Genomic DNA, 22,835 nt, shown 5'->3' with positions numbered 1-22,835 from the left:
GTTTTGTGTAGAATGTGCGCGTCACGGACCGGGGTCGAGGATTTTTCGGCCGCCGGCCCGCTGCACCTGCGTGATCGGGTCGTGCCTGCGTGCATCGTAGTGAGGACTAAGGGACTGATGGGCGTCACCGGTGCGGAAACCGTCGCTGGCCTCGACTCCGACCTGGTCGACGTCGCCGCCCTGCCGCTCGACGAACTCGACGCCCTGCCCGACACCGTCCTCGGCGACCTGCTGCGCAGGGTCGTGGCGGACGCCCTGACCCCCGGGGCCGAGCCGCTCGCCGCGTTCCAGTCGGCACTCGAGCTCCGCTGACCCCGCCGCTGACCGCCGGTTAAACCCCCGTTGGCGAATGAATTCGCCAACTCTTGCACCAGTGGGTGCGGTTGGCGACATGCTGGGTAAAGAACCAGCGCCGTCACGGCACCGTCAGGGTCGGGGGGAACAGGTGAGTGAACGGGAACAGCAGCAGCGCCCGTACTTCTTCTTCAGCTACGCGCGTCGGGACTTCGAGGCGGGGGACGCCTTCGTCGACCAGTTCTTCAACGACCTGAGGGACGAACTCGGGCGCATCCTCGGGCCCGCCGTGCAGGCCGACGAACTCGCCTTCCGGGACACCGAACGGCTCCGGCTGGGCGACGAATGGGCCGAGAAGCTCGCGCTGATGCTCGGCCGCAGCCGGACCATGGTCGCGCTCTACTCCCCGGCCTACTTCGCCAGCCTCTACTGCGGCAAGGAGTGGACGGCCTTCCGCGGCAGGGTCCGGCGCCACCACGAGGAGACCGCGGAACTGGTCTCGGCGCTGATCCCGGTGCTCTGGGAGCCCGTCGCGCCCGGGGACCTCGTCACCGAGGTCACCAGGATCCAGTGGGCCCAGCCGGACATGGGCGAGGCCTACGCCCGGCACGGCCTGCGCGCCCTGCTGCGCACCGCCCAGCAGGACGCCTACCGGCAGGTCGTCCGGGTCGTCGCCGGACGGGTCCGGGACGCCGCCGTCCGGCGGCTCGCCGAACTCCCCGAGTTCGACCTGGAGGCCGTCCGCGGCTACTTCCCCGGGCCGGCCGCGCCGGCGCCCGCCGCCGAACCCGGGATGGTCCGGCTGTTCATCGCGGCCGGCCGGGCCTCGGAGGCCGCCGCCGAGGGCGGCTCCCGCTCGGGCGGCTGGTACGGGGCCAGGCCGTGGAACTGGACGCCGTTCTACCCGCCCGCCCAGCCCTCGCTGGCCTCGCGCGCCCAGCAGGTGATCACCAACGCCGGGCACATCACCACGCTGGAGGAGATCGGCGCCGGACTCGGCGAGAAGCTCGACCAGGCCCGGGAGGACAGCCAGGTCAGCGTCCTGCTGGTGGACCCGTGGGCGGCCGAGGCCGAGCGCTACCGCTTCGCCCTGCGCGAGTACGACGACCAGAACCACCCGGTCACCGGCGTGGTCGTGCCGATCGGCGGCAGCGACCCGGACGGGGAGCGCGAACCACCGTGGACCGGCGTGCGCGCCGTCTTCCGACGCAACTGGTTGCGCCGGCGCGACCCGGAGCACTTGTTCCGGGTCAGAGTGAGCCAGGAGAGCTTCGACAGCGACCTCGCCATCATGGTGACGGTTGCTCAGAACAAGCTCATGGACGACAACTTGGATTGGGGGGACGATGGCGGCGACGCCTTCGGCTTCGGCCCGGGCGGCGGCCCGGACATGCCGGGCCTCGCCATTCCGGCCGGTCCGCCCGGCCCCTCCGGTCCGCCGCGGAGCCCGTCCGCGCGCCGGGAACCCGAACCGCCACCGAAGGACCTGCCCGGCCAGCGCCCGGGCAGCCACGACGGCTCAGTCCCGCTGAGGGGAGACGGACGATGAGCATCGAGCCCGGCACGGAGCCCGGACGCGGCGGACCGGGATCGGTCGTCACGTTCTACTCCTTCAAGGGCGGCACCGGCCGGACGATGGCGCTCGCCAACGTCGGCTGGATCCTCGCCAGCCGGGGCCTGCGCGTCCTGGTGGTCGACTGGGACCTGGAGGCGCCCGGCCTCCACCGCTACTACCACCCGCTGCTGGTCGACCCCGAACTCCACTCCACCGACGGCCTGATCGACCTCCTGCGCGGATACGTCAAGCAGGCGCTGCCCTCCGCCGCCGGCCCCACCGGCCGGTCCCCGGCCGCCTGGCTGGACGAACCCGGGCGGCTGGACGGCTACATCTGCGGCCTCGCCCTCGACCTGCCGGCCGGCGGGCGGCTCGACTTCCTCCCGGCGGGCCGCCAGAACGCCGCCTACGCGGCCGCCGTCACCAGCTTCAACTGGCGCAGCTTCTACCACGGCCGGGACATCCGCGGCGGCGAGTTCCTGCGCGAACTGCGCGAACGCTGGGCCCGGAACTACGACTACGTGCTCATCGACAGCCGCACCGGGGTCAGCGACACCTCCGGCATCTGCACCGTCCTGATGCCCGACACCGTGGTCGACTGCTTCACGTTCAGCGCCCAGAACATCCGCGGCGGCGTCGACGCCGCCAAGGCCATCGCCGAGGCCGAGGAACGGGCCATCCGGGTCCTGCCGGTGCCGATGCGGGTCGAGGACGCCGAACAGGAACGCCTCGAAGCCGGCCGGGACTTCGCCCGCGAGGCCTTCGCCCCCTACCTCGGCCGCTGGCTGCCCGGCGACCGCCGGGCCGCCTACTGGGCCGACGTCGAAGTGCCGTACAAGCCCTTCTACGCCTACGAGGAGGTGCCCGCCACCGTCGCCGACCGGCCGCAGGAGGCGCGCAGCCTGCTCAACGCCTTCGAGCGGCTGGCCGAATGGATCACCGACGGCCGGGTCCGCTCGCTGCGCCCGCTCGGCTCCGAGGCGCGCCGCCGGCTGTACAGCGCCTACCTGCGCTCCGCCCGGGCGGTGCCCCGCCAGGTCTACGTCAGCTACGCGCCCGAGGACCGGATGTGGGCCGAATGGGCGGCCGGCACCCTCACCCGCTTCGGCTACCAGACCTCCCTGCACAACGCCGCCGAACCGTACACCGGCCAGCGGCCGCCGGAGGTCACCGGACCGCTCGACGGCCAGGGCCGGCTGCTCGCGCTGCTCTCGCCCGAGTACACCGCGCTGCCCCGGGCCGGCGAGGTCTGGCAGCTCCTCCAGGGGCGCGAACTCCCTTCCGGCACCTCGGCGTTGGTCGCCCTGCGGCTGCAGGACTCGGACGAGCCGGTGCCCCGGCCGTTCATCGGCCAGGCGGTGCCCGACCTGGTCCGTTCCTCGGCGACCGGCGCCGAGGCCCAGCTGTACGGCGAACTCGGCCCACCGCCCGGCAGCAACCGCCAGTTCGACACCGACAGCGGCGAGTTCATCGCCCCCGCCCGCTTCCCCGGCACCGCCCCGCAGGTCCAGGACGCGCCCTCGCGCAACGCCGCCTTCATCGGCCGCGGCAAACTGCTCGAACTGCTCCGCAACCGCTTCACCGGCGGCCCCGCCGCCGTCCTCAGCCAGGTGCTCTACGGCTTCGGCGGTGCGGGCAAGTCCCAGATCGCGGCCGAGTACGCGCACCGCTTCAAGTCCGCCTACGACGTCATCTGGTGGGTGCCCGCCGAGGAACCCGCCAACATCCCGCAGAAGCTCGCCGAACTCGCCCCCCGGCTCGGCGTGCCCACCAGCGACGACGTCGCCCACACCGCCGCCGCCGTCCTGGACGCGCTGCGCCGCGGCCACCCGTACCGCCGCTGGCTGCTGGTCTTCGACAACGCCGGCACCCCCGAGGAACTCGCCCCCTGGCAGCCCGGCGGCTCCTCCGGCGGGCACGTGCTGATCACCTCGCGCAACCAGGGCTGGGCCCGGCACGCCGGCCTGGTCGAGGTCGACGTCTTCCTGCGCGAGGAGAGCATCCGACTGCTGCGCCGCTTCAACGGCGGCCTCTCCCCGGAGGACGCCGACCAGGTCGCGCACCGCCTCGGGGACCTCCCGCTCGCCGTCGGCCAGGCCGCCGTCTGGCTCCAGGAGACGTCGATGCCGATCGCCACCTACCTCGAACTGCTCGACGACGAGCTCACCGAGATGCTCGAACGCACCCGGCTGCGCCCCGCCGAGTACCCCCACTCCGCCGCCGCGACCTGGCGCATCTCGGTCGAGGAACTGCGCCGGATGAACGCCCCGGCCGCCCAGATACTGGAACTCTGCGCCTTCTTCGGCCCCGACGCCATCCCGATGCGGCTGCTCTACAGCCGGGCCGTCACCCGCGCCCTGCGGCTGTCCCCGCGCGCCCCGCGCGACAAGCTCGCGATCGGCGAGTTCCTGCGCGCCATCAACCGGTTCGGGCTGGCCCGCACCGACCAGGGCAGCGAGACGATCACCGTCCACCGGCTGGTCCAGGCCGTGCTCCGGGACCAGGTCGAGGAGGAGCGCCAGGCCGCACTGCGCGGCGTCGTGCACGCGGCCCTGGCCACCGCCAACCCCGGCGACCCGGACATCCCCGCCAACTGGGCCGAGTACGCCGAACTCCTGCCCCACCTCTGGCCGTCCGGCGCCGTCGACAGCGGCGACGAGGACGTCCGGCAGTGGATCATCGACTCGGTCCGCTACCAGTGGAAGCGCAGCCTGCACGAGTCCGGCCGGGAACTCGCCGAACGGGCCCTGGAGCACTGGCGCGCGGACGCCTACGGCGGCGCCGACTTCGACGTCGACAACGACGCCCAGACCCTCATGCTGCGCACCCAGCTGAGCAACATCCGCCGCTCCCAGGGGGCCCTCCAGGAAGCCTACGAGATGGACCGGGACATCCTGGAGCGGTTCACCGCGACCCTGGGCCCGGAGCACTCCCACACCCTCGCCGTCGCCAACAGCCTCGGCGCCGACCTGCGCTTCCTCGGCCGCTACGACGAGGCCAGGGCGCTCGACCGCAGGACCCTGGACGCGGCCCGGCGCACCCTCGGGCCCGACCACCCGCGCACCCTGATGATCACCAACAACCTGGCCGTCTCCGACTACCTGGCCGGGGACCGCTACGCCGCCCTGGAGCGGCACCGCAGCAACTACCTCCAGCAGCGCGACGCGCTCGGCGCGCACAGCCTCTACGCGCTCTCCTCCGCCTCCAACTACGCCCGCGACCTGCGCGAGACCGGGCGGCTGCGGGAGGCGCTGGACCTGCTGGAGGAGACCGTGCGGATCTACCAGCAGACCATCGGCGACAGCCACACCGACACCCTGCGGGCCCGCAAGAACCTCGCCGTCGCGCTGCGCCGGGCCGGGCGCTACCACGAGGCGCTGGAGATCGACGAGGACATCTACCAGCGCTACCTGGACATCAACGGCCCCGAACACCCGGACACCCTGGCGGCCGCCACCAACCTGGCCAGCGACCTCAACGCGCTCGGCGACACCGAACGGGCGATCCCGCTGGCCGAACGGGCCCTCGCGCGGTACCGCGACTACCTGGGCGAGAACCACCCGGTCACGCTGGCCGGCGCCAACAACCTCTCGGTCTACCTGCGGCTGGCCGGCCGGATCGCGGAGGCCCGGGAACTGTCCGGGCGCACGCTGGCGCAGTTCCGGACCGTCCTCGGCCCGGACCACCTGTACATCCCGATCGCGATGATGAACCACGCGAACGACCTGGCGCTGGGCGGCGAGATCCGGGACGCGCTCGCCCTGGAGCAGGAGGCCGAGCCGCTGATGACCAGGGCGCTCGGACCGGACCACTACGACTCGATCGGCATCAACTCCAACCTCGCGCTGTCCCTGGCGGCGGTCGGGGAGACCGAGCGGGCCGCCGAACTGCGGGCCGACTGCATCCGGCGGGCCCGGATCACGCTGGGGGAGGAGCACCCGACCACCGTCGCCGTGAAGGCCGGTACCAGGCTCGACTCGGACGTGGAGCCCCCGCACGTGTGACGGACGATCAGGAGATGCCGCCGGGCGGTGCTAGGTTCACGCGCATGGTGCCGTTCCGGCAGTTCCTGCTGAAGATCCACAGCCGTTGCAACCTCGCCTGCGACTACTGCTACGTGTACGAGGGCGCCGACCAGAGCTGGCGCGACCGGCCGCGGCGGATGGAGCTCGCCACCGTCCGCCGCACCGCCCGCAGGATCGCCGAGCACGCGGCCGGACAGGGGCTCGACGAGGTCTCCGTGGTGCTGCACGGCGGCGAGCCGCTGCTCGTCGGCGCGGCCCACCTGGACGCCCTGCTCGCCGAGTTGGCACGGATCGCCGAGACCGGGCCGCGCGTGCGGTTCAGCCTGCAGACCAACGGGCTGCGGCTGCTGGACGAGCCCGCGCTGCTCGACGTGCTGCACCGCCACCGGGTCGGCGTCGCCGTCTCGCTGGACGGCACCCGGGCCGACCACGACCGGCACCGCCGGCTGCCCTCCGGCGCCGGCAGCTGGGAGCGCACCGCGGACGCGGTCCGGCTGCTCGGCTCCGAGCCGCACCGGGAGCTGTTCGCCGGCTTGCTGTGCGTCGTCGACCTGGCCGCCGACCCGGTCGCCACCTACGAGGCGCTGCTGGAGTTCGCCCCGCCCAGGCTCGACCTGCTCCTGCCGCACGCCACCTGGCGGAGCGGACCGCCCGGCGTCCACCGCGGCCTCCCGACCGGCCCGCCCGGCCCCGCCGACCCGGCGCCGTACGGGGAATGGCTGATCGCCGCCTTCGACCGCTGGTACGACGCGCCGTACCGGGAGACCGGGGTGCGGCTGTTCGAGGAGCTGGCCGTCCTGCTGCTCGGCGGGCGGGCCGCCAGCGAGGCGGTCGGGCTGGCGCCGGTCGACCTGGTGGTGGTGGAGGCGGACGGCACCGTCGAGCAGGCCGACAGCCTCAAGGCGGCCTACGACGGCGCCGCCGGGACGGGCCTGGACGTGTGGCGGCACGGCTTCGCGGAGGCGGCCGCCCACCCGGCCTTCCGGGCCCGCCAGCGGGGCCTGGCCGGGCTCGGGCCGGAGTGCGCGGCCTGCCCGCTGGTGCGGGTCTGCGGCGGCGGGCTGTACGCCCACCGCTACGCCGGGGACGGCTTCGCGCACCCCTCGGTGTACTGCGCCGACCTGGACCGGCTGATCCGGCACATCGCGGGGCGGCTGCGGGCCGGGGTGGCGGAGCTGGCCGGGGGCCGGGCGCCGGCGGTAGCGGGGGTGTCGGCGAGGGGCGTGCTCACCCGTCCGGGTCATGCACGGGCCGGGACCGGCTGAGTCGGCGTCGCGCGGGGAGACTGCGGGCGGACCGGGCGGGGCGCCCGGCGATCCAGGGGACCTCACGAGAGGACGGACCGGTGACGGGTACGGGCGAGGCGGTGGCGGCCGGGCTGCCGGGCGCGCGCGGGAAGCAGGGGAGCGGTGCGGCCGGAAGCGGTGCGGCCGGGTTGCCGCGGCACGGCCTGGACCGGGCGACCTTCCGGGCGGTCGCGGCCGCCCGGGGCGGCCCCGAGGCCGTCCGGCTGCTGCGGGCCGGCCAGTTGAGCAAGCGGGCGCTGCTGCTGCTGGCACTGCGCCGCACGGCGCCGCAGGACGAGGGCTACCGGGAGGCCTACCGCGCGGTCCGCGAACTCCAGCGGGCCGACCGGGCGCGCTGGGAAGAGGTGCTGCTGCGACCGGAGTTGGACGCCTGGGCGGCGGACTGCCTGCGTGCCCTCGCGCTGGACCGGGCGGCGCCGCTGGACGGCCTGGGCGAGTTCCTGCGGGCCGGGGCCGGACCGGCGCTCGACCTGGAGTGCGAGGGGCTGCGCTGGACGCCGGTGATCGACCACCTCGGACCGCGCCGGGTGGACTACGGACGGCCTCCGGACGGCCCGCTGACCGCCGCCGAACTGGACCGGTGGGAGCACCAGTTGGCGAGGGCCTGGGAGGTCCTGGTGCGCCGTCACCGGCGACACGCGGAGGCCGTGGCGGCCTGCGTCGCCGTGGTGGTGCCGCTGCGGCCCGCTCCCGGCGGGGAGGCGGTCAGCGCCGCCGCCCGGCGGGCGTACGGGGCGGTGGCGGCCTCGCTGCCGGCCGAGCCGGTCCTGCTCGCGCTGGCCCTGGTGCACGAGTTCCTGCACGTCCAACTCGGCGCCCTGCTGGACCTCGTACCGCTCCACCGGCCGAACGGACCGGCGGTCTACCACGCCCCCTGGCGGCCCGACCGCCGCCCGGCCGGCGCGCTGCTCCAGGGGACGTACGCGCACCTGGGGGTGGCCTCGTTCTGGGCGGCCGAGGTCGCCGCCGGGGTGAGTGAACCGGCCCGCGCGGAACGGGAGTTCGCCTGCTGGCGGGCGCACACCCTGACGGCGGCCCGGACTCTGCTGAACTGCGGCGAACTCACGCCGAGCGGAAGGGAGTTCACCGAGGAGCTGGCGCGTGCCGTCCGGGAGCTGGGGGTCTGAGGCGCGGCGCTCCGGACGGATGCGGCCGGTCGGGCGACGGTGCGGCGGCGCCGGGGGCACCCGCGCGGGGCGCCGCCCGTGCCCCCGGCGTGCATCCGTACGGCGACCGGCCGGACGGCTCGAACGCCTGCTCCGGTCAACGCGCTTCGGCGCGCGCGATGGCGAAGCGCGCGACCGCTGAACGGGTGAATTCTCGGGCTTTCGCGCGCCGTGGTACGGCGTCGGCCAGCTGGGCAGACCAACTTGGGGAGGCAAGGTGCCGCGCGGAGACCTCGCGGGCACTACATTGGTCGCAACCGGGTGACCTACCCGGACTCGGCAGGTCCTAACCGCGCCTAAGGAAACGAATATGACTCCGGTAACCAGCACCAGGCCGGCCCGTAACCTCACTGACACTCAGGAGACGCCGGATCGCCCGTCCCTCGCCGAGCTCGCCGCCCTGGGTGCGGAGGAACTCGCCGCCCGGCTGCAGCGCGCCCTTCCCGGCGCGGAATCCGGCCTCGTGCCGGTCGCGGCCTTCAACTCCTCGATCTGACCCGCTCCGGAACCTCGAAACGGACCCCAGGCCGAGCTGAACCCGCCACACCCATGATGACGCGAATTCCGGTGCCACTGACGCAATTCGTGGTCAAGATGCACAGCCGGTGCGATCTCGCATGCGACCACTGCTACGTCTACGAGCACGCGGACAGCAGCTGGCGCTCCCGCCCCAAGGTGATCGGGGAGGGGATCCTGGCCAAGGCCGCCGAGCGGATCGGTGAGCATGCGGTCGCCCACCGGTTGTCCGCCGTCCGGGTCGTCCTGCACGGGGGAGAACCCCTGCTCGCCGGCCCGGACCGGTTGCGCCGCGCGGCCGAAGCGCTGCGGGCGGCGCTCCCGCCCGGCTGTGCCCTCGACCTGCGCATCCACACCAACGGCGTGCTGCTCAGCCGTGCGTTCTGCGAGCTGTTCGCGGAGCTGGACCTCAGGGTCGGCATCTCGCTGGACGGGGACCGGGCCGCCAACGACCGGCACCGGCGCTTCGCCGACGGGCGGAGCAGCCATCCACAGGTGCTGCGGGCGGTCGGGCTGCTGAACGAGCCCGAGTTCCGGCACCTGTTCGCCGGGCTGCTGTGCACCATCGACATCGAGAACGACCCGGTGGTCGTGTACCGGGCGCTGGTCGAACTGCGGCCCCCCGCCGTCGACTTCCTGCTTCCGCACGCGACCTGGGAGGACCCGCCGAAGCGGCTCGCGGGCGGCCCGGAGGACCCGTACGCGGACTGGCTGCTGGTTGTCCACAGGCTGTGGGAAACGGACGCGCGGCCGTTCGCCGTGCGCACCTTCGAATCCGTGCACCGGACGGTGCGCGGACTGTCCAGCCTCACCGAGTCGCTCGGGCTGGAGCCCTCGGACCTCGCCGTGCTGGAGACGGACGGGACCTTCGAGCAGGCGGACAGCCTCAAGACCGCGTACGACGGGGCGCCCGTCACCGGCATGAACGTTTTCGCGCACAGCCTCGACGACCTCGCCCGCCACCCCGGCATCGCCGCCCGCCAGTCCGGCCTGGACGGGCTGAGCGCGACCTGCCGGGCCTGCCCGGTGGTCCGCGCCTGCGGCGGCGGACTGTACGCCCACCGCTACCGGGCGGACAATGGCTTCGACAATCCCTCCGTCTACTGCGGTGACCTCATGACGCTCATCAACGGCATTGCGGGCAAGGGGGGTTCGGCCTCCGCGCCGGCGCCCGTGCCCGCTCAGGGCGGCCGTCCGCTGCTGCCGGCCGCACTCACCCCGGCCCAACTCGACGAGCTGGCACGGGGATACGGCGGCACCGACACCATCGCCGCCCTCGGCGCCGCCCAACTCTCCCTCACCCGGGCGATGCTGGCCGCCGCCTGGGACGCCTCCGGGCACGGCCGGGCGGCCGCCTGGGAGCTGCTGTCGGAGCTCGACGGGGCGGCGGCCGGGGCCGTGGACGCGGTGCTGGCCCACCCGTACGCCCGGGCCTGGGCCGCGCGGCGGCTCGCCGGGGACCTCACGGTCGGCCTCGGGCCGATGGCGGCACTGGCCGCCGCGGCCGCGGTGCGGGCCGGGCGCGGGGACGCCGTCACGGTGCCCGCCCGGGGCGGCCGGCTGCACCTGCCGACGCTGGGGCGGATCGCGGTGCCGGACGGCGAGGCGGTGGTCACCGGGCACGCCGACGGCTTCGAGGTGCGGGCCGCCGACGGGACGGTGTTCACGGAGCTGGACGACCCGCTGCGACGGATCCGGCTGGCCGGCGGCTGGACGGTCGCCCTGGAGGACCTCGACCCGCTGCGCGACAGCCACGACCACCCGGTGGCCGACCGGCTGCCCGAAGCCGAACTCCTCGGCTGGACGGGCGCGTTGCGCGAGGCCTGGGAGCTGCTCGGACGCGACCTGCCCGACTACGCGGAGGGCATCCGGGCCGGGCTGACGACGATCACCCCGCTGCGGCCCGGCCCCGCCGGGCGCGACGTCAGCTCGGCGGCGCGGCAGGCGTACGGCGCGGTCGGCATCGCCCGGCCCGCCACCGCGCCCACGCTGGCGCTGCTGCTCGCCCACGAGTTCCAGCACGTGAAGCTCGGCGCGGTGCTCGACCTGTACGACCTGTACGACCGGTCCGACGACCGGCTGTACTTCGCCCCCTGGCGGCCCGACCCGCGCCCGCTGGAGGGGCTGCTCCAGGGCACGTACGCCCACCTGGCGGTCACCGAGTACTGGGGCACCCGCACCGCCGCGTACGACGGCCTGGCGGGGGAGGCCGCCGACCGGGCGCGGGCGCAGTTCGCGCTCTGGCGGCAGTACACCGCCGAGGCCGTCGAGCGGCTGGCCGGATCCGGGGCGCTGACCGGGCTGGGGGCCCGGTTCGCCGCAGGGATGGGGGAGAGCGTCGCGCCGTGGCTCGCCGTACCGCTGCCGGCGGCGGCGGAACGGGACGCGGAGAAGGCGCGGGAGGAGCGGAGTCGGCTCCGGTACGTCGAGGCCTGAAACGAAGTGGTGTTGAACGAAGGGGTGTCGGATGATCTCCACCGCTGAACTGGCCGACGGCTTCGCCCGGTTGGGCGTGCGGCCGGGCACGGTGCTGCACGTCCAGGCGTCGCTGCGGACGCTCGGGCCGGTCGAGGGCGGGGCGGCCGGGGTGGTCGACGCCCTGCTCGAAGTCCTGGGGGAGGAAGGGACGTTGGTGGCGTTCACCAGCACCCCCGAGAACTCCTCGACCTCACGGATCCACCAGGCCGCGACCGCCGGGCTGACCCCGGCCGAGATCGCGGAGCACCGGGCGCGGATGCCGCGCTTCGACCCGGCCACCACCCCGGCCTCCCCGACCCTGGGCGCGCTCTCCGAAGCCGTCCGCACCCGGCCCGGCGCCCTGCGCAGCAGCCATCCGCAGACCTCCTGGGCGGCCCTGGGCCCCCGGGCGGAGGAGATCACCTCCCGGCACCCGCTCACCTCCCACCTCGGCCCCGACTCCCCGCTCGGGCGGCTGTACGAGCTGGACGCCCGGGTGCTGATGCTCGGCGTCGACATGGCCCGCTTCACCGCCTTCCACCTCGCCGACCTGCGCCAGGCCGACGTACGGCACCGCGAGTACGGCTGCGTCACGACGGACGGCTGGATGTCCTTCCAGGCGCCCGACCTGGACGACCTGCACTTCGCCGAGCTCGGCGCGGAGGTGCTCGCCGCGGCCGAGGGCGTCACCACCGGGCGGATCGGCGACGCGGACTGCCGGCTCGTCCCCGTCCAGGAGGCGGTCGACCTCGCCGACGGGCTGCTCCGGGCGCGGGCGCGGGCGCGGGCCCGGGCTTCGGGCTGAGGGCGCCGGGCTGGGTCCAGGGCCGTCGGGTCCTGGGTCGTCGGGTCCTGGGTCGAGGCCGTCGGGTCGGGCTCCTGGATCGCCGGTTCGGGCGGTCCGGGGGCCTCCCAGGGTGTCGGGGCCGGCACCGCGCTCCCGTTCGGGCGACCATCGCGCCGAGAGCGGTGCCGAGCGGCGCCGAGCGGGCGTCCGGACGGGAGAGGTGCGGAATGCGTGGACTGAGGCGTGGTCAGGCCGTCGCGGCGGCGGTCGCGGTCGTGGTGGCGGCGGGGGCGGTGCCGGCGCTGCCCGGCGGCGCGTCGGCCGTCGAGCCGGCGGCCCCGAGGGCCGGGGTGTTCGCCCCGAAGACCGACTACCCGGTGGGACACAACCCGCGCGCGGTGGCCGCCGGGGACTTCACCGGCAGCGGCCGGGCCGACCTGGCGGTGGCGAACGCCGCCGACGGGACGGTGTCGATCCTGCTGAACGACGGCCACGGCGGGTTCGGCCCGCAGCGGACCTTCCCGGCCGGCCCCGGGCCGACCTCCGTCGCGGTCGGGGACCTCCGGGGCATCGGCGTGCAGGACCTGGTGGTCGCCGACCAGGACGACAGCGGGGTCTCGGTGCTGCTCGGCAACGGGGACGGCACCTTCCGGGCGCCCACCCGCTTCGCCACCGGCTCGCACCCGGACGCCGTCGCGATCGGCGACTTCCGGGGCACCGGCACGCTCGACCTGGCCGTCGCCGACCTGGGCGACTTCGGCGACGGCAGCGTCTCGCTGCTGCTGGGCAACGGGGACGGCACGTTCCAGGCGCCGCGCACGTACTCCACCGGCACCGACTCCAACCCGGCCTCGATCGCGCTCGCCGACCTCGGCGGCAGCGGGCACCTGGACCTGGCGGTCGCCCTCGACGGCGTCGGCGAGGTGGCCGTCTTCCCCGGCAACGGGGACGGCACGCTCGGCACCCTGACGGACTACCGGGTCGGGGGTGTCCCGTACTCGCTGGCCGCCGGAGACCTGCGCGGTGACGGCCGGTACGACCTGGTGGTCGCGGACGGGGAGCACTCCGCCGTGGTCCTGCTGGGCAACGGGGACGGCACGTTCCAGCCGGCGCGGGCGTACCCGGCGGGCGGCGGGCCGGTCTCGGTCGTGGTGGGCGACTTCACCGGCCACGGCACCCCCGACCTGGCGCTGGCGACCGACGACAGCTCGGTGGCCCTGCTGCGCGGGAACGGCGACGGGACCTTCCGGGCACCGGAGTCCTACCCCACCGGGTCCGGCGACGGCTCCATCCCGGACACCGTGGTGGCCGGCCGGTTCCGGCAGCGCGGGCGGCTCGACCTGGCGGTCACCAACGCCCAGGACAACAGCGTCTCGGTGCTGCTGAACTCCCACGGCCACCGCACGACGCGGGCGGCGGCTCCGTCCGGTGCGGACCGGCTCCGCTAGCGCCTGCTGCCTGCTGTCCGCCGCAACGCCTGTGCATAGCGTTCACCCCCAGTCCATTGCAATAGATGGGCTGGGGGTCGTTGCATTCCCGGCAGAGTTGTTGCAATGATATATAGGCGTTCACCTGCAACTATTGGTTCTCCGTGGGGGCTGTCGGTTGCCTGAACTCCGAACGCAACGTAGCGTTTCTCTTGCCAGAAAGCGGCGGGCCACCGGGCCCGCGCCGCAGAAGCGAAGGAGAGCACGATGCAGAAGTTCGCCACCCCCGCCCCGGTCTCGGCCGTCCTGGACATCCCCGCCGGCCGCATCCGGCTCATCGCCGCCGACCGTGCCGACACCGTGGTCGAGGTCCGGCCCGCCGACGCCGGGAAGAGCCGCGACGTGAAGGCCGCCGAGCGGGTCGAGGTCGCCTACGTCGACGGCGTGCTGCGGGTCGAGGCCCCGGAGGCCGGGAACCGCCTCCTCGGCAGCTCCGGCTCCGTCGAGGTCACCGTCCAACTGCCCACCGGCTCCCGGGTCGATGCGACGGCCGCGCTGGCCGAGTTCCGGGGTGTCGGCCGCCTCGGCGACGTCACCATCGAGGCCGCGCAGGGCACCGTCAAGCTCGACGAGACCGCCGGCGCCCGCCTCGACCTCCAGGCCGGCGACATCGCCGTCGGCCGACTCGGCGGCCCCGCCGAGATCCGCACCCAGAAGGGCGACCTGCGGATCACCGAGGCCGTGCAGGGCACCGTCGCCCTGCGCACCGAGTACGGGCAGATCGAGGTCGGCGCCGCCCGCGGGATCTCCGCCGCCCTCGACGCCGGAACGGCGCACGGCCGGATCCACAACGCGCTGCGGAACGCCGACAGCACCCCCGGCCTGACCATCCACGCCACCACCGCCTACGGCGACATCACCGCCCGCAGCCTCTGATCCGCCCGCAGCCTCTGCTCCGCACTCCACGACCCGCGAGAGAAGGAACGACGATGAACGCCGCCACCACCACCACCACCACCACCCAGGACCGTCCCGAACTCCACAAGGCCGCCCAGGACTTCGTCGACGCAGGCTTCGCGGGCGTGCAGCTGCGGGTCCGCGACGAACGCGGCGCGTGGACCGGCAGCGCCGGGGTGCACGAGCTCGGCGGGAGCGCGCAGCCCGCCACCGACGGGCAGTTCTGGATCGGCAGCACCACCAAGACCTTCGTCGCCGCCCTGGTGCTTCGCCTGGTCGCCGACGGGCTGATCGACCTGGACGCCCCCGTCGCCGAACACCTGCCCCGGTTCGGCGGCCTGGACGGGCGGATCACCGTACGGATGCTGCTCCGGCACACCAGCGGCGTCCACAACTGCACCGGCGAGCTCGACGAGAAGGGCGAGTTCGTGCCCGGGCTGCCCTCGATCGGCAAGGCGTGGGTGGACAACCGCTTCCACGACTACCGGCCCGACGAGCTGGTCGAGTTCGCGCTGACGAAGCCGGCCCGGTTCGAGCCGGGCGCGGACCAGGGCTACTCCAACACCAACTACACGCTGGCCGTGCTGCTGGTCGAGGCGCTCACCGGGCACACCTACGCCGAGGAGATGCAGCGCCGGATCCTGCGGCCGCTCGGCTTGACCGACACCCTCGTGCCGGGCAGCCTCTCGGAGATACCCGGCCCGCACGCCCACGGCTACTACCGCTACCAGGACGGCGAGAAGTGGAAGGTCGTCGACGTCTCCCGGCAGAACCTCTCGCTGCTGTGCGGCTCCGGGGACATGATCTCCACCACCCGTGACCTCCAGGTGTTCTTCGCGGCCCTGCTCGGCGGCCGGTTGCTGCCCGGCGAGCTGCTGGAGCAGATGCGGACCCCGCACGGGATGCTCGGCTACGGACTCGGCCTGTTCGTCCAGGAGTTGGGCCCGGACAGCGGCGACGTCACCATCGTCCACCACAACGGCGGCGCCCCCGGCGGCTACGGCGCCCTGATGATCGCCACCCCGGACGGCTCCAGGGTCCTCACCGCGGGCCTCACCACCGGCGACTCCGACCAGGACCCGGCCCAGACCTTCCCTCCCGCCCTGGAGCGACTGATCAAGGCGGTCTTCTGCTGATCCGCCCTGTTACCCGGTGCTTCGAGTCCCTCAAGCGCAGGAAGTCGGCCACGCCGACTTCCTGCGCAGCTGCGTTGCCTCGGAGGTGGAGGATGAGGGCGCGCAGGGCGAGCGGAGGAGGCGGCGATGGCGAGTGAGCCGGCGGCGGCCGTACGGGTTCTCACCGGGCGGTACCGGGCGGTGCGGCCGCGGGTGGGCAACGGGCTTGGGCATCCTCCGGCCGAGGACGTCGAGACGGTCATGGGGTTCGCCTTCCGGGCGCCGTCGCTGTGGCGGCACGAGTACGGTGGCCGCGTCGCCGTGGCCGAGACCAATTTCCCCCCGTGGGTGGAGCCGGGCCTCTCCTTCCCCGGCGACGGCTGGCCGTGGAGGTTCGGCCCGGACCCTGCCCGGCTGGTCGTTCCCGCGCTGCGGGAGCTTCCGGCCGGTCGTCCGACGGAGCATGACGGCCGGGCGGCGGTGCGGACCGAGATGGCCGGGCCCGAGGGGATGACGCTGGAGCTGGTGGTCGACAGTGGGACCGGCATGGTGCTGCGGGCCTCCGCGCCGGGAACGGCCTACGTCGAGGAGCTGTCCGAGCTCGCGTTTCCCGAGGCCCTGCCGGACGACCGGTTCGTCCGGCCCGAGGACGACGGCAGCGCCGACCGGGCCGAGCAGCTGCGGTGGGAGCGGATCCGGGAGCACTACCGGACCCGGCCACTGCCGGTGCCCGCGTCCTGGCCCGGCCCGCTCGGCCGCCCGAGCCCGATCGACGGCGATCCCGACACCGGGTACGTGGTCGTGGACCTCGACAACGAGCCCTCCCCGGGCACCCCGACGGCCGCCCAACTGGTGCGCCAGCCCCTGGGGGAGCCGCCGTACTTCGAAGGATGGGCCAGGGATCCTGGGCACCACCTCCAGCGGTGGCGGGACGCCCGGTGGCAGTGGACGCTGGTGCTGTCCGACCACCCGCTCACGGTCGAGCAGTTGGAGCGGGTCCGCCGGGAACTGGCGAGCGGCGAGTAGGAGTTGCGCGCAGGAAGTCGGCCCATCCGACTTCCTGCGCACGAGGATGACGTGCTCAGAGCCGTCGAGGGTATGTCGCGGGCATGCCGCGGGCGTCAGGAAGCGAGGGCGGCGGCCTCCAGGGTCCGGCGGATCACCCGGATTCCCTGGTCGACCATCGCGGCGATGGGCTCCGCCAGGCCGTGCGGCTGCACGTCGGTGACCCAGACGAAGCGGCTGCGACCGCCGGGTTCGGCGAACACCTGCATGGAGGCGTGGTGGTGGGCGACGTCCATGGAGCCGCCGACCACCGAGTAGGCGATGCGCCGGAGGTCGTCGTCGAGCGAGACGATCAGCTCGTGCACCACCGTGCCGTCCGCGAAGGTCACCACCCGGACATCCCCCTCGACCCGGGTGTCGACCACGAACGCGGGGGCGAGCCGGTGATGGACCTCGCCCCAGTCGCGGATCGCCGCCCAGATCCCCGCGGGGTCGGCCTCGATCAGGACCTCTCGGTGCACGGTTGCCATGGGGGTACTCCTTGTCTGGGGGGGGGGGACAGTCAGTTGGCGGTGGGCGCGGTGGCCGTCACGGCCGGGACCAGGCAGAAGGGGTGGCCCTGGGGGTCGGTGAGGACGACCCACCGGCCCTCGCCCGGCTGGAACTCCGGCCGGGACGCGCCGAGGGCCAGCAGCGCCTCGACCGCGCCCTCCAGGTCGGCGACGGCGAAGTCGAGGTGCAGGTGCTTGCTCCCCTCGGGCCACTGCGGCGCCTGGTAGCCCTCGACGCGGACGAAGGCCAGGCCGGACCCTGTGCTGCCCGCGCCGATGGAGGCGAAGTCCTGGTCGCTGTAGGTGAGTTCCCAGTCGGTGGCGTGCTGGTAGAAGGCGGCGAGCGCCACCGGGTCGGCGCAGTCGACGACCACGGTGGTGAGCTGTGCGAGAACGGGCATGTGCGGACTCCAGAATCGTGAACGACCGGAAGCCTTACGGGCTTCGATGAGGAGCCTCGCCCAGCAGCCCCGCCCCGGTCTTGAACATCCTTGCGCGGCTGTCAGACCCGGTGCGTAGCGTTCGAAGGGTGCTCACCGCCGACCCTGTCGCCACCCGCCCCGGCTTCGCCATCAGCGCGGTGTCCTGCCGGTCCGACCACACCCGCTGGTCCGCGCCGGAGGTACGGGCCGACTACCGGGTGGTGCTGGTACGCCGTGGAAGGTTCCGCAGAACGGCCGGCGGCGCGCCCGCCGACATCGACACGGTCCTCGGCTACGTGGGCGTCCCGGGCGAGGAGGAGAGCTTCGCCCACCCCGCCGGGGGCGACACCTGCACGTCGATCAGCGTGGCGCCGCACCTGTGGCGCTCCCTGGCCGGGGACGGGGCGGAACCGACCGCACAGACGCTCTATACGGACCCGAAGCTCGACCTGGCCCACCGGCGCCTGCTCGCTGCCGGTCGGTCGGAGGACATCGACTACGCGCTCGCCGAGGAGCTGCTGGGGCTGCTGTCGACGGCCATCGGCCGCACCGTCGCCGGGCGGACCTTGGTGGGCGACGCGGCAGCCGAGCGCGACCGGAGCCTCGTCGCGGCCGCCCGCGAGGCGATCACCGAAGCGGACCCGGCCGCGGGGACGCTGTTCGGACTGGCCGAGTCGCTCGGAGTATCCCCCTACCGCCTGAGCCGGGCCTTCCCGCGCCACCTCGGCGTCTCGGTGACCCACTACCGCCACCGCGTCCGCATCGGCCAAGCCCTCGACCGCCTGGAGGCCGGCGAGACCAGCATCAGCACCCTCGCCGCCGAGCTTGGTTATGCCGACCAGGCCCACCTCACCCGCACCGTGCGCCAGCACCTCGGCCACACGCCGACCGCCCTGCGGCGGCTGCTGAGCCCCGAGCCTGGGCTTAGTTAGACGGTGAAGTGGTCGAACTCGCCGGCCTTGGCGCCCTGGATCCAGGCGTTGAGCTTGGTGCGGGTGGTGGTGACGACGATGCTGGGGTCGTCCGATTCGCGGAGGTAGACCAGCTCGCCGGCAGAAGCGATCTCGACGCAGTTGGTCTGGTCGTTGCTGTAGCTGGACTTCTGCCAGTTGAGCTGGTGCATGGCTATCTTCCCTGGACCTTGTAGCGGACGTGCTGGAGCAAACCCAGCGAGTCCCGCTGAGCTGGCGATGACTCGGATGTTGCCGCTGACAGGGGTGGTAGTGCCAAGCCCCTGAGCCGGTCGAACTTCCGATCAAATGTTGTCACGATCTCAGGGTCACCGATGAAGTCGCCGCCGTGCGGGTGGTCGAGTAGAACGGTGTCGAGGCGGGAGTGTGCTCCTCGGATGAGGAGGAAGGAGCTGTCGTTCGAAGCGTACGTGGTGCAGTCGAACGGGAGGATCTGGATCGTCACGTTCGGCAGTCTGCTCATCTCGATCAGATGGTTCAGCTGGTCCCGCATGACAGCTGCCCCTCCGTACATCATGTGCAGGGCTGCCTCGTGAATCACGGCGCGGTACGGGGGCGCGTTCTTGCCCGTGAGTACCCTGCTGCGCTCGCCGCGGAACTCGACCATCTTCTCGTTGTACCCCTGGATGACCTCGCTGTAGGCCTTGGTCTGCAAGAGCCCGGGGATCAGAAGGGATTCGTAGGTATCCAAGGCCGTTGCGCAGCTCTCCGCTTCGGCCAGGTCGAGCGCACTGCGCGTCGTGTGGTGCTTGAACTCGGTCCACCAGCCCTTGCCCGAGCTCTCGCTCATGGCGATGAGGCCAGCCCGGTACTCGGGGTCTGTGACCTTGCAGATGTCGAACCAGGCTTTCAAACGTTCAGTGTTGAGGCCGAGCCTGCCGGCCTCGGTGTGGCTGATGTTCGGACCTTTCACTCCCAAGGCCTCGCCGATCTCCAAGGCTGAGAGGCCTGCGGCGTCTCGAAGTCGGCGAAGTTCCTCGCCGAAGCGACGTTGGCGCTCGCTGATGCCAGTCCTGAATCCCATGAGCATGTCCTTCCCGCAACATGTGGCTACGGAAAGTGTAGAGGCATGTGCGGAGTGTGTTGCAGAGTTGAGGCAGATTCACCTACAGTTCAAAGCATGCCGTCGATCAGACGGTTCGTCAGTAGTGTTTGGGAGACTCCCCATGTGTGACCCCAACCTCAACTCCCCCTCCCTCCTCGTGTCCCGCGAGCTGTTGCGCGAGGCCATGGCGCGCGCCGGGTACGACCTCTCGGCGATCGCGGACGCCGAAGTCGCCCTCGCCGAACTGATCGTGAACGCCTGGAGGCACGGCCGGACCCCCTCGCCGGCCGTCGTCATCTCCGTCGAGTCCCGCACCCTCCGGGTCGACGTGGCCGACCTCAGCCCCCTCCTCCCCGCCCGCCGCAAGCCCACCGAACTCTCCGAGTCCGGCCGTGGATTGCAGCTGGTGGAAGGCCTCACTCACCGGTGGGGCGCCGAGCCGCAGAAGACGGGCAAGCGGGTCTGGTTCGAGCTGTCGCAGGACGGTGGTGCCGCGTGAACGCCCTCCACCCCATCCATCCGGCCGATCCGGCGATCCACCACCTCACCGGCCCGCAGCTCACCGAACTCATCGTGGAACTCCGGACCGAGGGGCGCGAGTTCGGCATCCTCTGGCCGTCCGCCAAGCCGGGCGAGACCGTCCTGAACGGCCGGGTGCTCGTCGACCTGGGCAACGTTCCCGCCAGTACCGTGATCAACCTCCTGGCGCTGCTGCGCGAGTTCAAGCGACACCGGAGCTGAGTGCCAAGTTTGCTACCGCCGGAAAGGAGCTTGACCTCAAGTCGGCTTCACCTCCTAGCGTCGGTCCTGCCGAAGTGATCGACGCGAAGGGGAGGGATCGGCCGTGGAGTACTCGCACAGCGATGCCGAATTGATCAAGCAGCCCATCGGCTACTGGAGCTGGGCCGCGTACAAGGCCGTCGTCAACCGCACCCGTGGGGCGCTGGCCGAGTTCGGCACCACGCAGCCGCAGTGGTGGGTGCTCGCCCAGCTCGCCCGGGCCGAGGAGCCGAGGACCCGCGACGAGGTCTCCGCCGTGCTGCGCGACTACCTCGACACCGGACAGGACGCTCTCGGTGCCGAGATCGACGCGACCGTCGAGCGCGGCTGGGTCGCCGAGTCCGCCGGGGGCCGGCTCGTACTGACCACCGAGGGGCGGGAGTTCTTCGACCGGCTCGCCGCTCTCCAGGACGAGCTGTGGGCCGAGCGCCACGCGGACATCTCCGACGAGGAGTACCTGACCACGCTGAAAGTCCTGCAGCGGTTCGTCCACAACACGGGCGGGCAGGCCTGGCACCACTGAGCGCAGGGGGGTCGGACTGTCCGACCCCGTTCCTAGGATCGACGCCATGCCCGATGCCTTCACCGTCCTGTGGACCCACGACACCTGCCGTTCCCTCCGCAAGGGGGGCCGGGTGGGTGAGCGGCCGCCCGTCGCCTACAGCGGGGTGCACCAGTCGCTGCCCGCCTGGTCGACGGCCAAGGCCGGGGACGAGGTGTACGCGCTGCACGTCAACCGGTGCGAGGTGTTCGTCGTCAGCCGGATGCGGATCGTCGACCGGGAGCGCGGCGAGTGCTGCGGCGCCGCCCGAGCGACCTGGCAGGACCCGGCCTTCCCGGGGCACGACGCCTGGTGGATGCTCGGTGCGGGCGGCTGCGGGGCCGAGGCCGTCCACGTGGACGGGACGCCCGTGCGCTTCGACCAGCGGATACCGGGGGAACTCCTCGGGCAGCTCACCTGGCGCAACCAGCGGGGAAAGGTGCGGGGGTTGAAGTACTTGGTGGACGGGCGCCTCGAACGCTCCGTCAGCCTCCAGGGCTTCTACCGGCTGACCCCCGAGTCGGCCGACGAGCTCGCGGAGCTCGTCGGCCCGTGAGCCGGACCGCTGTGCACGGGAAGTCGGACCGGCCGACTTCCCGCGCACAGCGGCGATCAGGGGCCGACCCGCCCGGCGAGGTTCAGGGCCACCGCGATGTGGCTGTACCCGGGGAGGGACGACCCGACGGCCTTCTCGAAGCGGACGACGTCCGCGATCCCGAGCTTCTCCCCGCCGGGGAGGGTCCGGTTCGAGGTCCACAGGAGCAGCCGCAGTTGCTCGTTCTCCGCGCCGAGCATCGCCGCCGAGGGCTCCAACGGCTTGCCGTTGGCGGCCCGCCACTCGGCGACCTCGGCCCAGAAGGCGGCCACGGTGTCCCAGCAGACCGCGGCCCGGGGGCCGAGCAGGAGCCGGGTCTCCGCAGGAGAGCGGAACACGTCCAGGCTGTGGGAGGCGAGGTTCTGGAGATTCTCCAGGAAGGTGACGGCGAACGCGTACTCGGCCTCGTCCGCCAGCAGCTCCTCGATCAGCGCCAGGACCTCGGCCGTCCCGCCGTGATCCCGCCGGGCGACCCGGAAGGCGACCTGCCGGCAGACGTCCAGGTCCTGGTCGGCGTCCACCGAACGCGGGTCGACACCCGCGAGGTCGAGCAGTCGTGCCGACCGCCCGACCGGCCGTCGGCGACAGGGGAAACGCATGGTGTTCCTCTCCGCCGAGGCGGTGGTGGGCATGATCGTCAGTGCCGGGGAAGCATGGCACGGTGTTCCACGCGGGCTGCGGGCGGGAGGGCCCCGGGGGAGTCGTCAGCGGCGCCGCTGCCACTCGGCGCGAGTGAGCTCGTACTCGACCTCGCCGTGCTCGGAGCCGGGGATCGCGTCCGGCCAGTCGCCGGTGAAGTTCCGCAGGAACGTCAGGCCGGACTTCTCCATCACGCGCCGGGAGCGGGAGTTGACCGTCATGGTGTTCGCGGTGACCCGCTCCACGCCGAGCTCGGTGAAGCCCTTGTCGATCAGCGCCCGTGAGCCCTCGGTGGCGTAACCCTTGCCCCAGGAGGCCTGGTTGAGCCGGTAGCCGAGCTCGACGACGGCGGGGTCGTGGTCGTCGAGCGGGCGGAACTCGAACCAGCCGAGGAAGGTGCCGGTGGCCTTCTCCTCGGCGGCCCAGAAGCCGCGGGTGCCGGAGCACGGGTGGTCGTGGAGGAGCCGGGGGAGGACCTTCGCCTCGACCGTCTCCCGGCGGGTCGGCTCGCCGCCGTTGATGAAGCGCATGACCTCGGGGTCGTTGTCCAGCGCGAGGAGGTGGTCGGCGTCGGCTTCGGTGAACGGGCGCAGGACGAGCCGTTCGGTCTCAAGGAATACATGCATGGCGCGATCCTGTCCGCCCGCGAACGAGTGTGCCACCGGATATCCGGCGGCCCA

At 73.0% G+C, this 22,835-nt stretch carries 23 protein-coding genes; 17 read left to right on the top strand and 6 right to left on the bottom strand.

Going from position 1 to position 22,835, the window contains the following annotated elements; all coding sequences use genetic code 11:
- Positions 1 to 117 precede the first annotated feature (117 nt).
- The 12 genes from fxsA to ACFWXO_RS03560 all read left to right on the top strand — a co-directional run bounded on the left by fxsA (position 118) and on the right by ACFWXO_RS03560 (position 16,632).
- On the top strand, positions 118 to 312 hold the full coding sequence (gene fxsA / locus ACFWXO_RS03615) for an FxSxx-COOH cyclophane-containing RiPP peptide (RefSeq protein ID WP_350504982.1): 195 nt from the start codon (positions 118 to 120) through the stop codon (positions 310 to 312).
- 133 nt (positions 313 to 445) lie between these two features.
- A complete protein-coding gene (locus tag ACFWXO_RS03610; RefSeq protein ID WP_380521903.1) occupies positions 446 to 1,843 on the top strand; it encodes a TIR-like protein FxsC in 1,398 nt (465 codons plus the stop codon).
- Positions 1,840 to 5,853, top strand: a complete 4,014-nt coding sequence (fxsT, locus tag ACFWXO_RS03605) for an FxSxx-COOH system tetratricopeptide repeat protein (protein ID WP_380521901.1) — start codon at positions 1,840 to 1,842, stop codon at positions 5,851 to 5,853. The genes ACFWXO_RS03610 and fxsT overlap by 4 nt, the downstream gene beginning before the upstream one ends.
- A gap of 44 nt (positions 5,854 to 5,897) precedes the next feature.
- Positions 5,898 to 7,139 (top strand): FxsB family cyclophane-forming radical SAM/SPASM peptide maturase, encoded by a 1,242-nt coding sequence (locus ACFWXO_RS03600; protein ID WP_380521899.1) that lies wholly within the window; start codon positions 5,898 to 5,900, stop codon positions 7,137 to 7,139.
- Positions 7,140 to 7,219: 80 nt separating this feature from the next.
- Positions 7,220 to 8,308: an aKG-HExxH-type peptide beta-hydroxylase gene (locus ACFWXO_RS03595; RefSeq protein WP_380521897.1), complete on the top strand. Its 1,089-nt coding sequence runs from the start codon at positions 7,220 to 7,222 to the stop codon at positions 8,306 to 8,308.
- 349 nt (positions 8,309 to 8,657) lie between these two features.
- Entirely contained in the window at positions 8,658 to 8,843 is a 186-nt protein-coding gene (locus ACFWXO_RS03590) for a hypothetical protein (RefSeq protein WP_380399192.1), read from the top strand.
- Positions 8,844 to 8,899: 56 nt separating this feature from the next.
- Positions 8,900 to 11,299: an FxsB family cyclophane-forming radical SAM/SPASM peptide maturase gene (locus ACFWXO_RS03585; protein WP_380521917.1), complete on the top strand. Its 2,400-nt coding sequence runs from the start codon at positions 8,900 to 8,902 to the stop codon at positions 11,297 to 11,299.
- A 31-nt stretch (positions 11,300 to 11,330) separates the two neighbouring features.
- Positions 11,331 to 12,125, top strand: a complete 795-nt coding sequence (locus ACFWXO_RS03580; RefSeq protein ID WP_380521894.1) for an aminoglycoside N(3)-acetyltransferase — start codon at positions 11,331 to 11,333, stop codon at positions 12,123 to 12,125.
- 209 nt (positions 12,126 to 12,334) lie between these two features.
- Positions 12,335 to 13,555 (top strand): FG-GAP repeat domain-containing protein, encoded by a 1,221-nt coding sequence (locus ACFWXO_RS03575; RefSeq protein WP_380521892.1) that lies wholly within the window; start codon positions 12,335 to 12,337, stop codon positions 13,553 to 13,555.
- Positions 13,556 to 13,801: 246 nt separating this feature from the next.
- Positions 13,802 to 14,470, top strand: coding sequence for a DUF4097 family beta strand repeat-containing protein (locus ACFWXO_RS03570; protein ID WP_380521890.1), 669 nt, complete (start codon positions 13,802 to 13,804; stop codon positions 14,468 to 14,470).
- 53 nt (positions 14,471 to 14,523) lie between these two features.
- Entirely contained in the window at positions 14,524 to 15,627 is a 1,104-nt protein-coding gene (locus ACFWXO_RS03565) for a serine hydrolase domain-containing protein (RefSeq protein ID WP_380521888.1), read from the top strand.
- A gap of 126 nt (positions 15,628 to 15,753) precedes the next feature.
- Positions 15,754 to 16,632, top strand: a complete 879-nt coding sequence (locus ACFWXO_RS03560) for a hypothetical protein (RefSeq protein WP_380521886.1) — start codon at positions 15,754 to 15,756, stop codon at positions 16,630 to 16,632.
- Positions 16,633 to 16,727: 95 nt separating this feature from the next.
- Here the strand turns inward: ACFWXO_RS03560 and ACFWXO_RS03555 are convergent, their stop codons facing one another.
- Both ACFWXO_RS03555 and ACFWXO_RS03550 read right to left on the bottom strand, forming a co-directional pair.
- Entirely contained in the window at positions 16,728 to 17,141 is a 414-nt protein-coding gene (locus ACFWXO_RS03555) for an SRPBCC family protein (protein ID WP_380521884.1), read from the bottom strand.
- Positions 17,142 to 17,173: 32 nt separating this feature from the next.
- Complete coding sequence (locus ACFWXO_RS03550) at positions 17,174 to 17,563, bottom strand: VOC family protein (protein WP_380521882.1); 390 nt, start codon at positions 17,561 to 17,563, stop codon at positions 17,174 to 17,176.
- Between the two features lie 128 nt (positions 17,564 to 17,691).
- Here ACFWXO_RS03550 and ACFWXO_RS03545 point away from each other — a divergent pair, with 128 nt between their 5' ends.
- A complete protein-coding gene (locus ACFWXO_RS03545; RefSeq protein ID WP_380521880.1) occupies positions 17,692 to 18,516 on the top strand; it encodes a helix-turn-helix domain-containing protein in 825 nt (274 codons plus the stop codon).
- Here the strand turns inward: ACFWXO_RS03545 and ACFWXO_RS03540 are convergent.
- Together ACFWXO_RS03540 and ACFWXO_RS03535 are read right to left on the bottom strand one after the other, a co-directional pair.
- A complete protein-coding gene (locus ACFWXO_RS03540; protein ID WP_380521878.1) occupies positions 18,513 to 18,707 on the bottom strand; it encodes a DUF397 domain-containing protein in 195 nt (64 codons plus the stop codon). The genes ACFWXO_RS03545 and ACFWXO_RS03540 overlap by 4 nt on opposite strands.
- A gap of 2 nt (positions 18,708 to 18,709) precedes the next feature.
- A complete protein-coding gene (locus tag ACFWXO_RS03535; RefSeq protein ID WP_380521876.1) occupies positions 18,710 to 19,579 on the bottom strand; it encodes a helix-turn-helix domain-containing protein in 870 nt (289 codons plus the stop codon).
- Positions 19,580 to 19,721: 142 nt separating this feature from the next.
- Here ACFWXO_RS03535 and ACFWXO_RS03530 point away from each other — a divergent pair, with 142 nt between their 5' ends.
- The 4 genes from ACFWXO_RS03530 (at position 19,722) to ACFWXO_RS03515 (ending at position 21,477) form a co-directional block, all read left to right on the top strand.
- Entirely contained in the window at positions 19,722 to 20,099 is a 378-nt protein-coding gene (locus ACFWXO_RS03530) for an ATP-binding protein (protein WP_375888510.1), read from the top strand.
- Positions 20,096 to 20,341: a hypothetical protein gene (locus ACFWXO_RS03525; RefSeq protein ID WP_375888509.1), complete on the top strand. Its 246-nt coding sequence runs from the start codon at positions 20,096 to 20,098 to the stop codon at positions 20,339 to 20,341. The genes ACFWXO_RS03530 and ACFWXO_RS03525 overlap by 4 nt, the downstream gene beginning before the upstream one ends.
- Positions 20,342 to 20,444: 103 nt before the next feature.
- Positions 20,445 to 20,903, top strand: coding sequence for a MarR family winged helix-turn-helix transcriptional regulator (locus tag ACFWXO_RS03520; protein ID WP_380521873.1), 459 nt, complete (start codon positions 20,445 to 20,447; stop codon positions 20,901 to 20,903).
- A gap of 46 nt (positions 20,904 to 20,949) precedes the next feature.
- The gene (locus tag ACFWXO_RS03515; RefSeq protein ID WP_375888505.1) at positions 20,950 to 21,477 is read left to right on the top strand and encodes a hypothetical protein; all 528 of its coding nucleotides are present in this window, start codon (positions 20,950 to 20,952) and stop codon (positions 21,475 to 21,477) included.
- 56 nt (positions 21,478 to 21,533) lie between these two features.
- On the opposite strand, the gene ACFWXO_RS03510 is transcribed toward ACFWXO_RS03515, so the two are convergent.
- Together ACFWXO_RS03510 and ACFWXO_RS03505 are read right to left on the bottom strand one after the other, a co-directional pair.
- Positions 21,534 to 22,115, bottom strand: a complete 582-nt coding sequence (locus ACFWXO_RS03510; protein ID WP_380521870.1) for a hypothetical protein — start codon at positions 22,113 to 22,115, stop codon at positions 21,534 to 21,536.
- A gap of 105 nt (positions 22,116 to 22,220) precedes the next feature.
- Entirely contained in the window at positions 22,221 to 22,781 is a 561-nt protein-coding gene (locus tag ACFWXO_RS03505) for a GNAT family N-acetyltransferase (protein ID WP_380521868.1), read from the bottom strand.
- Positions 22,782 to 22,835 lie beyond the last annotated feature (54 nt).

It is taken from the genome of Kitasatospora sp. NPDC059088, from assembly GCF_042738155.1.
Lineage (GTDB): Bacteria > Actinomycetota > Actinomycetes > Streptomycetales > Streptomycetaceae > Kitasatospora.
Note: the sequence above shows the minus strand (reverse complement) of the source record. Positions and strands in the feature narration are given on the sequence as shown.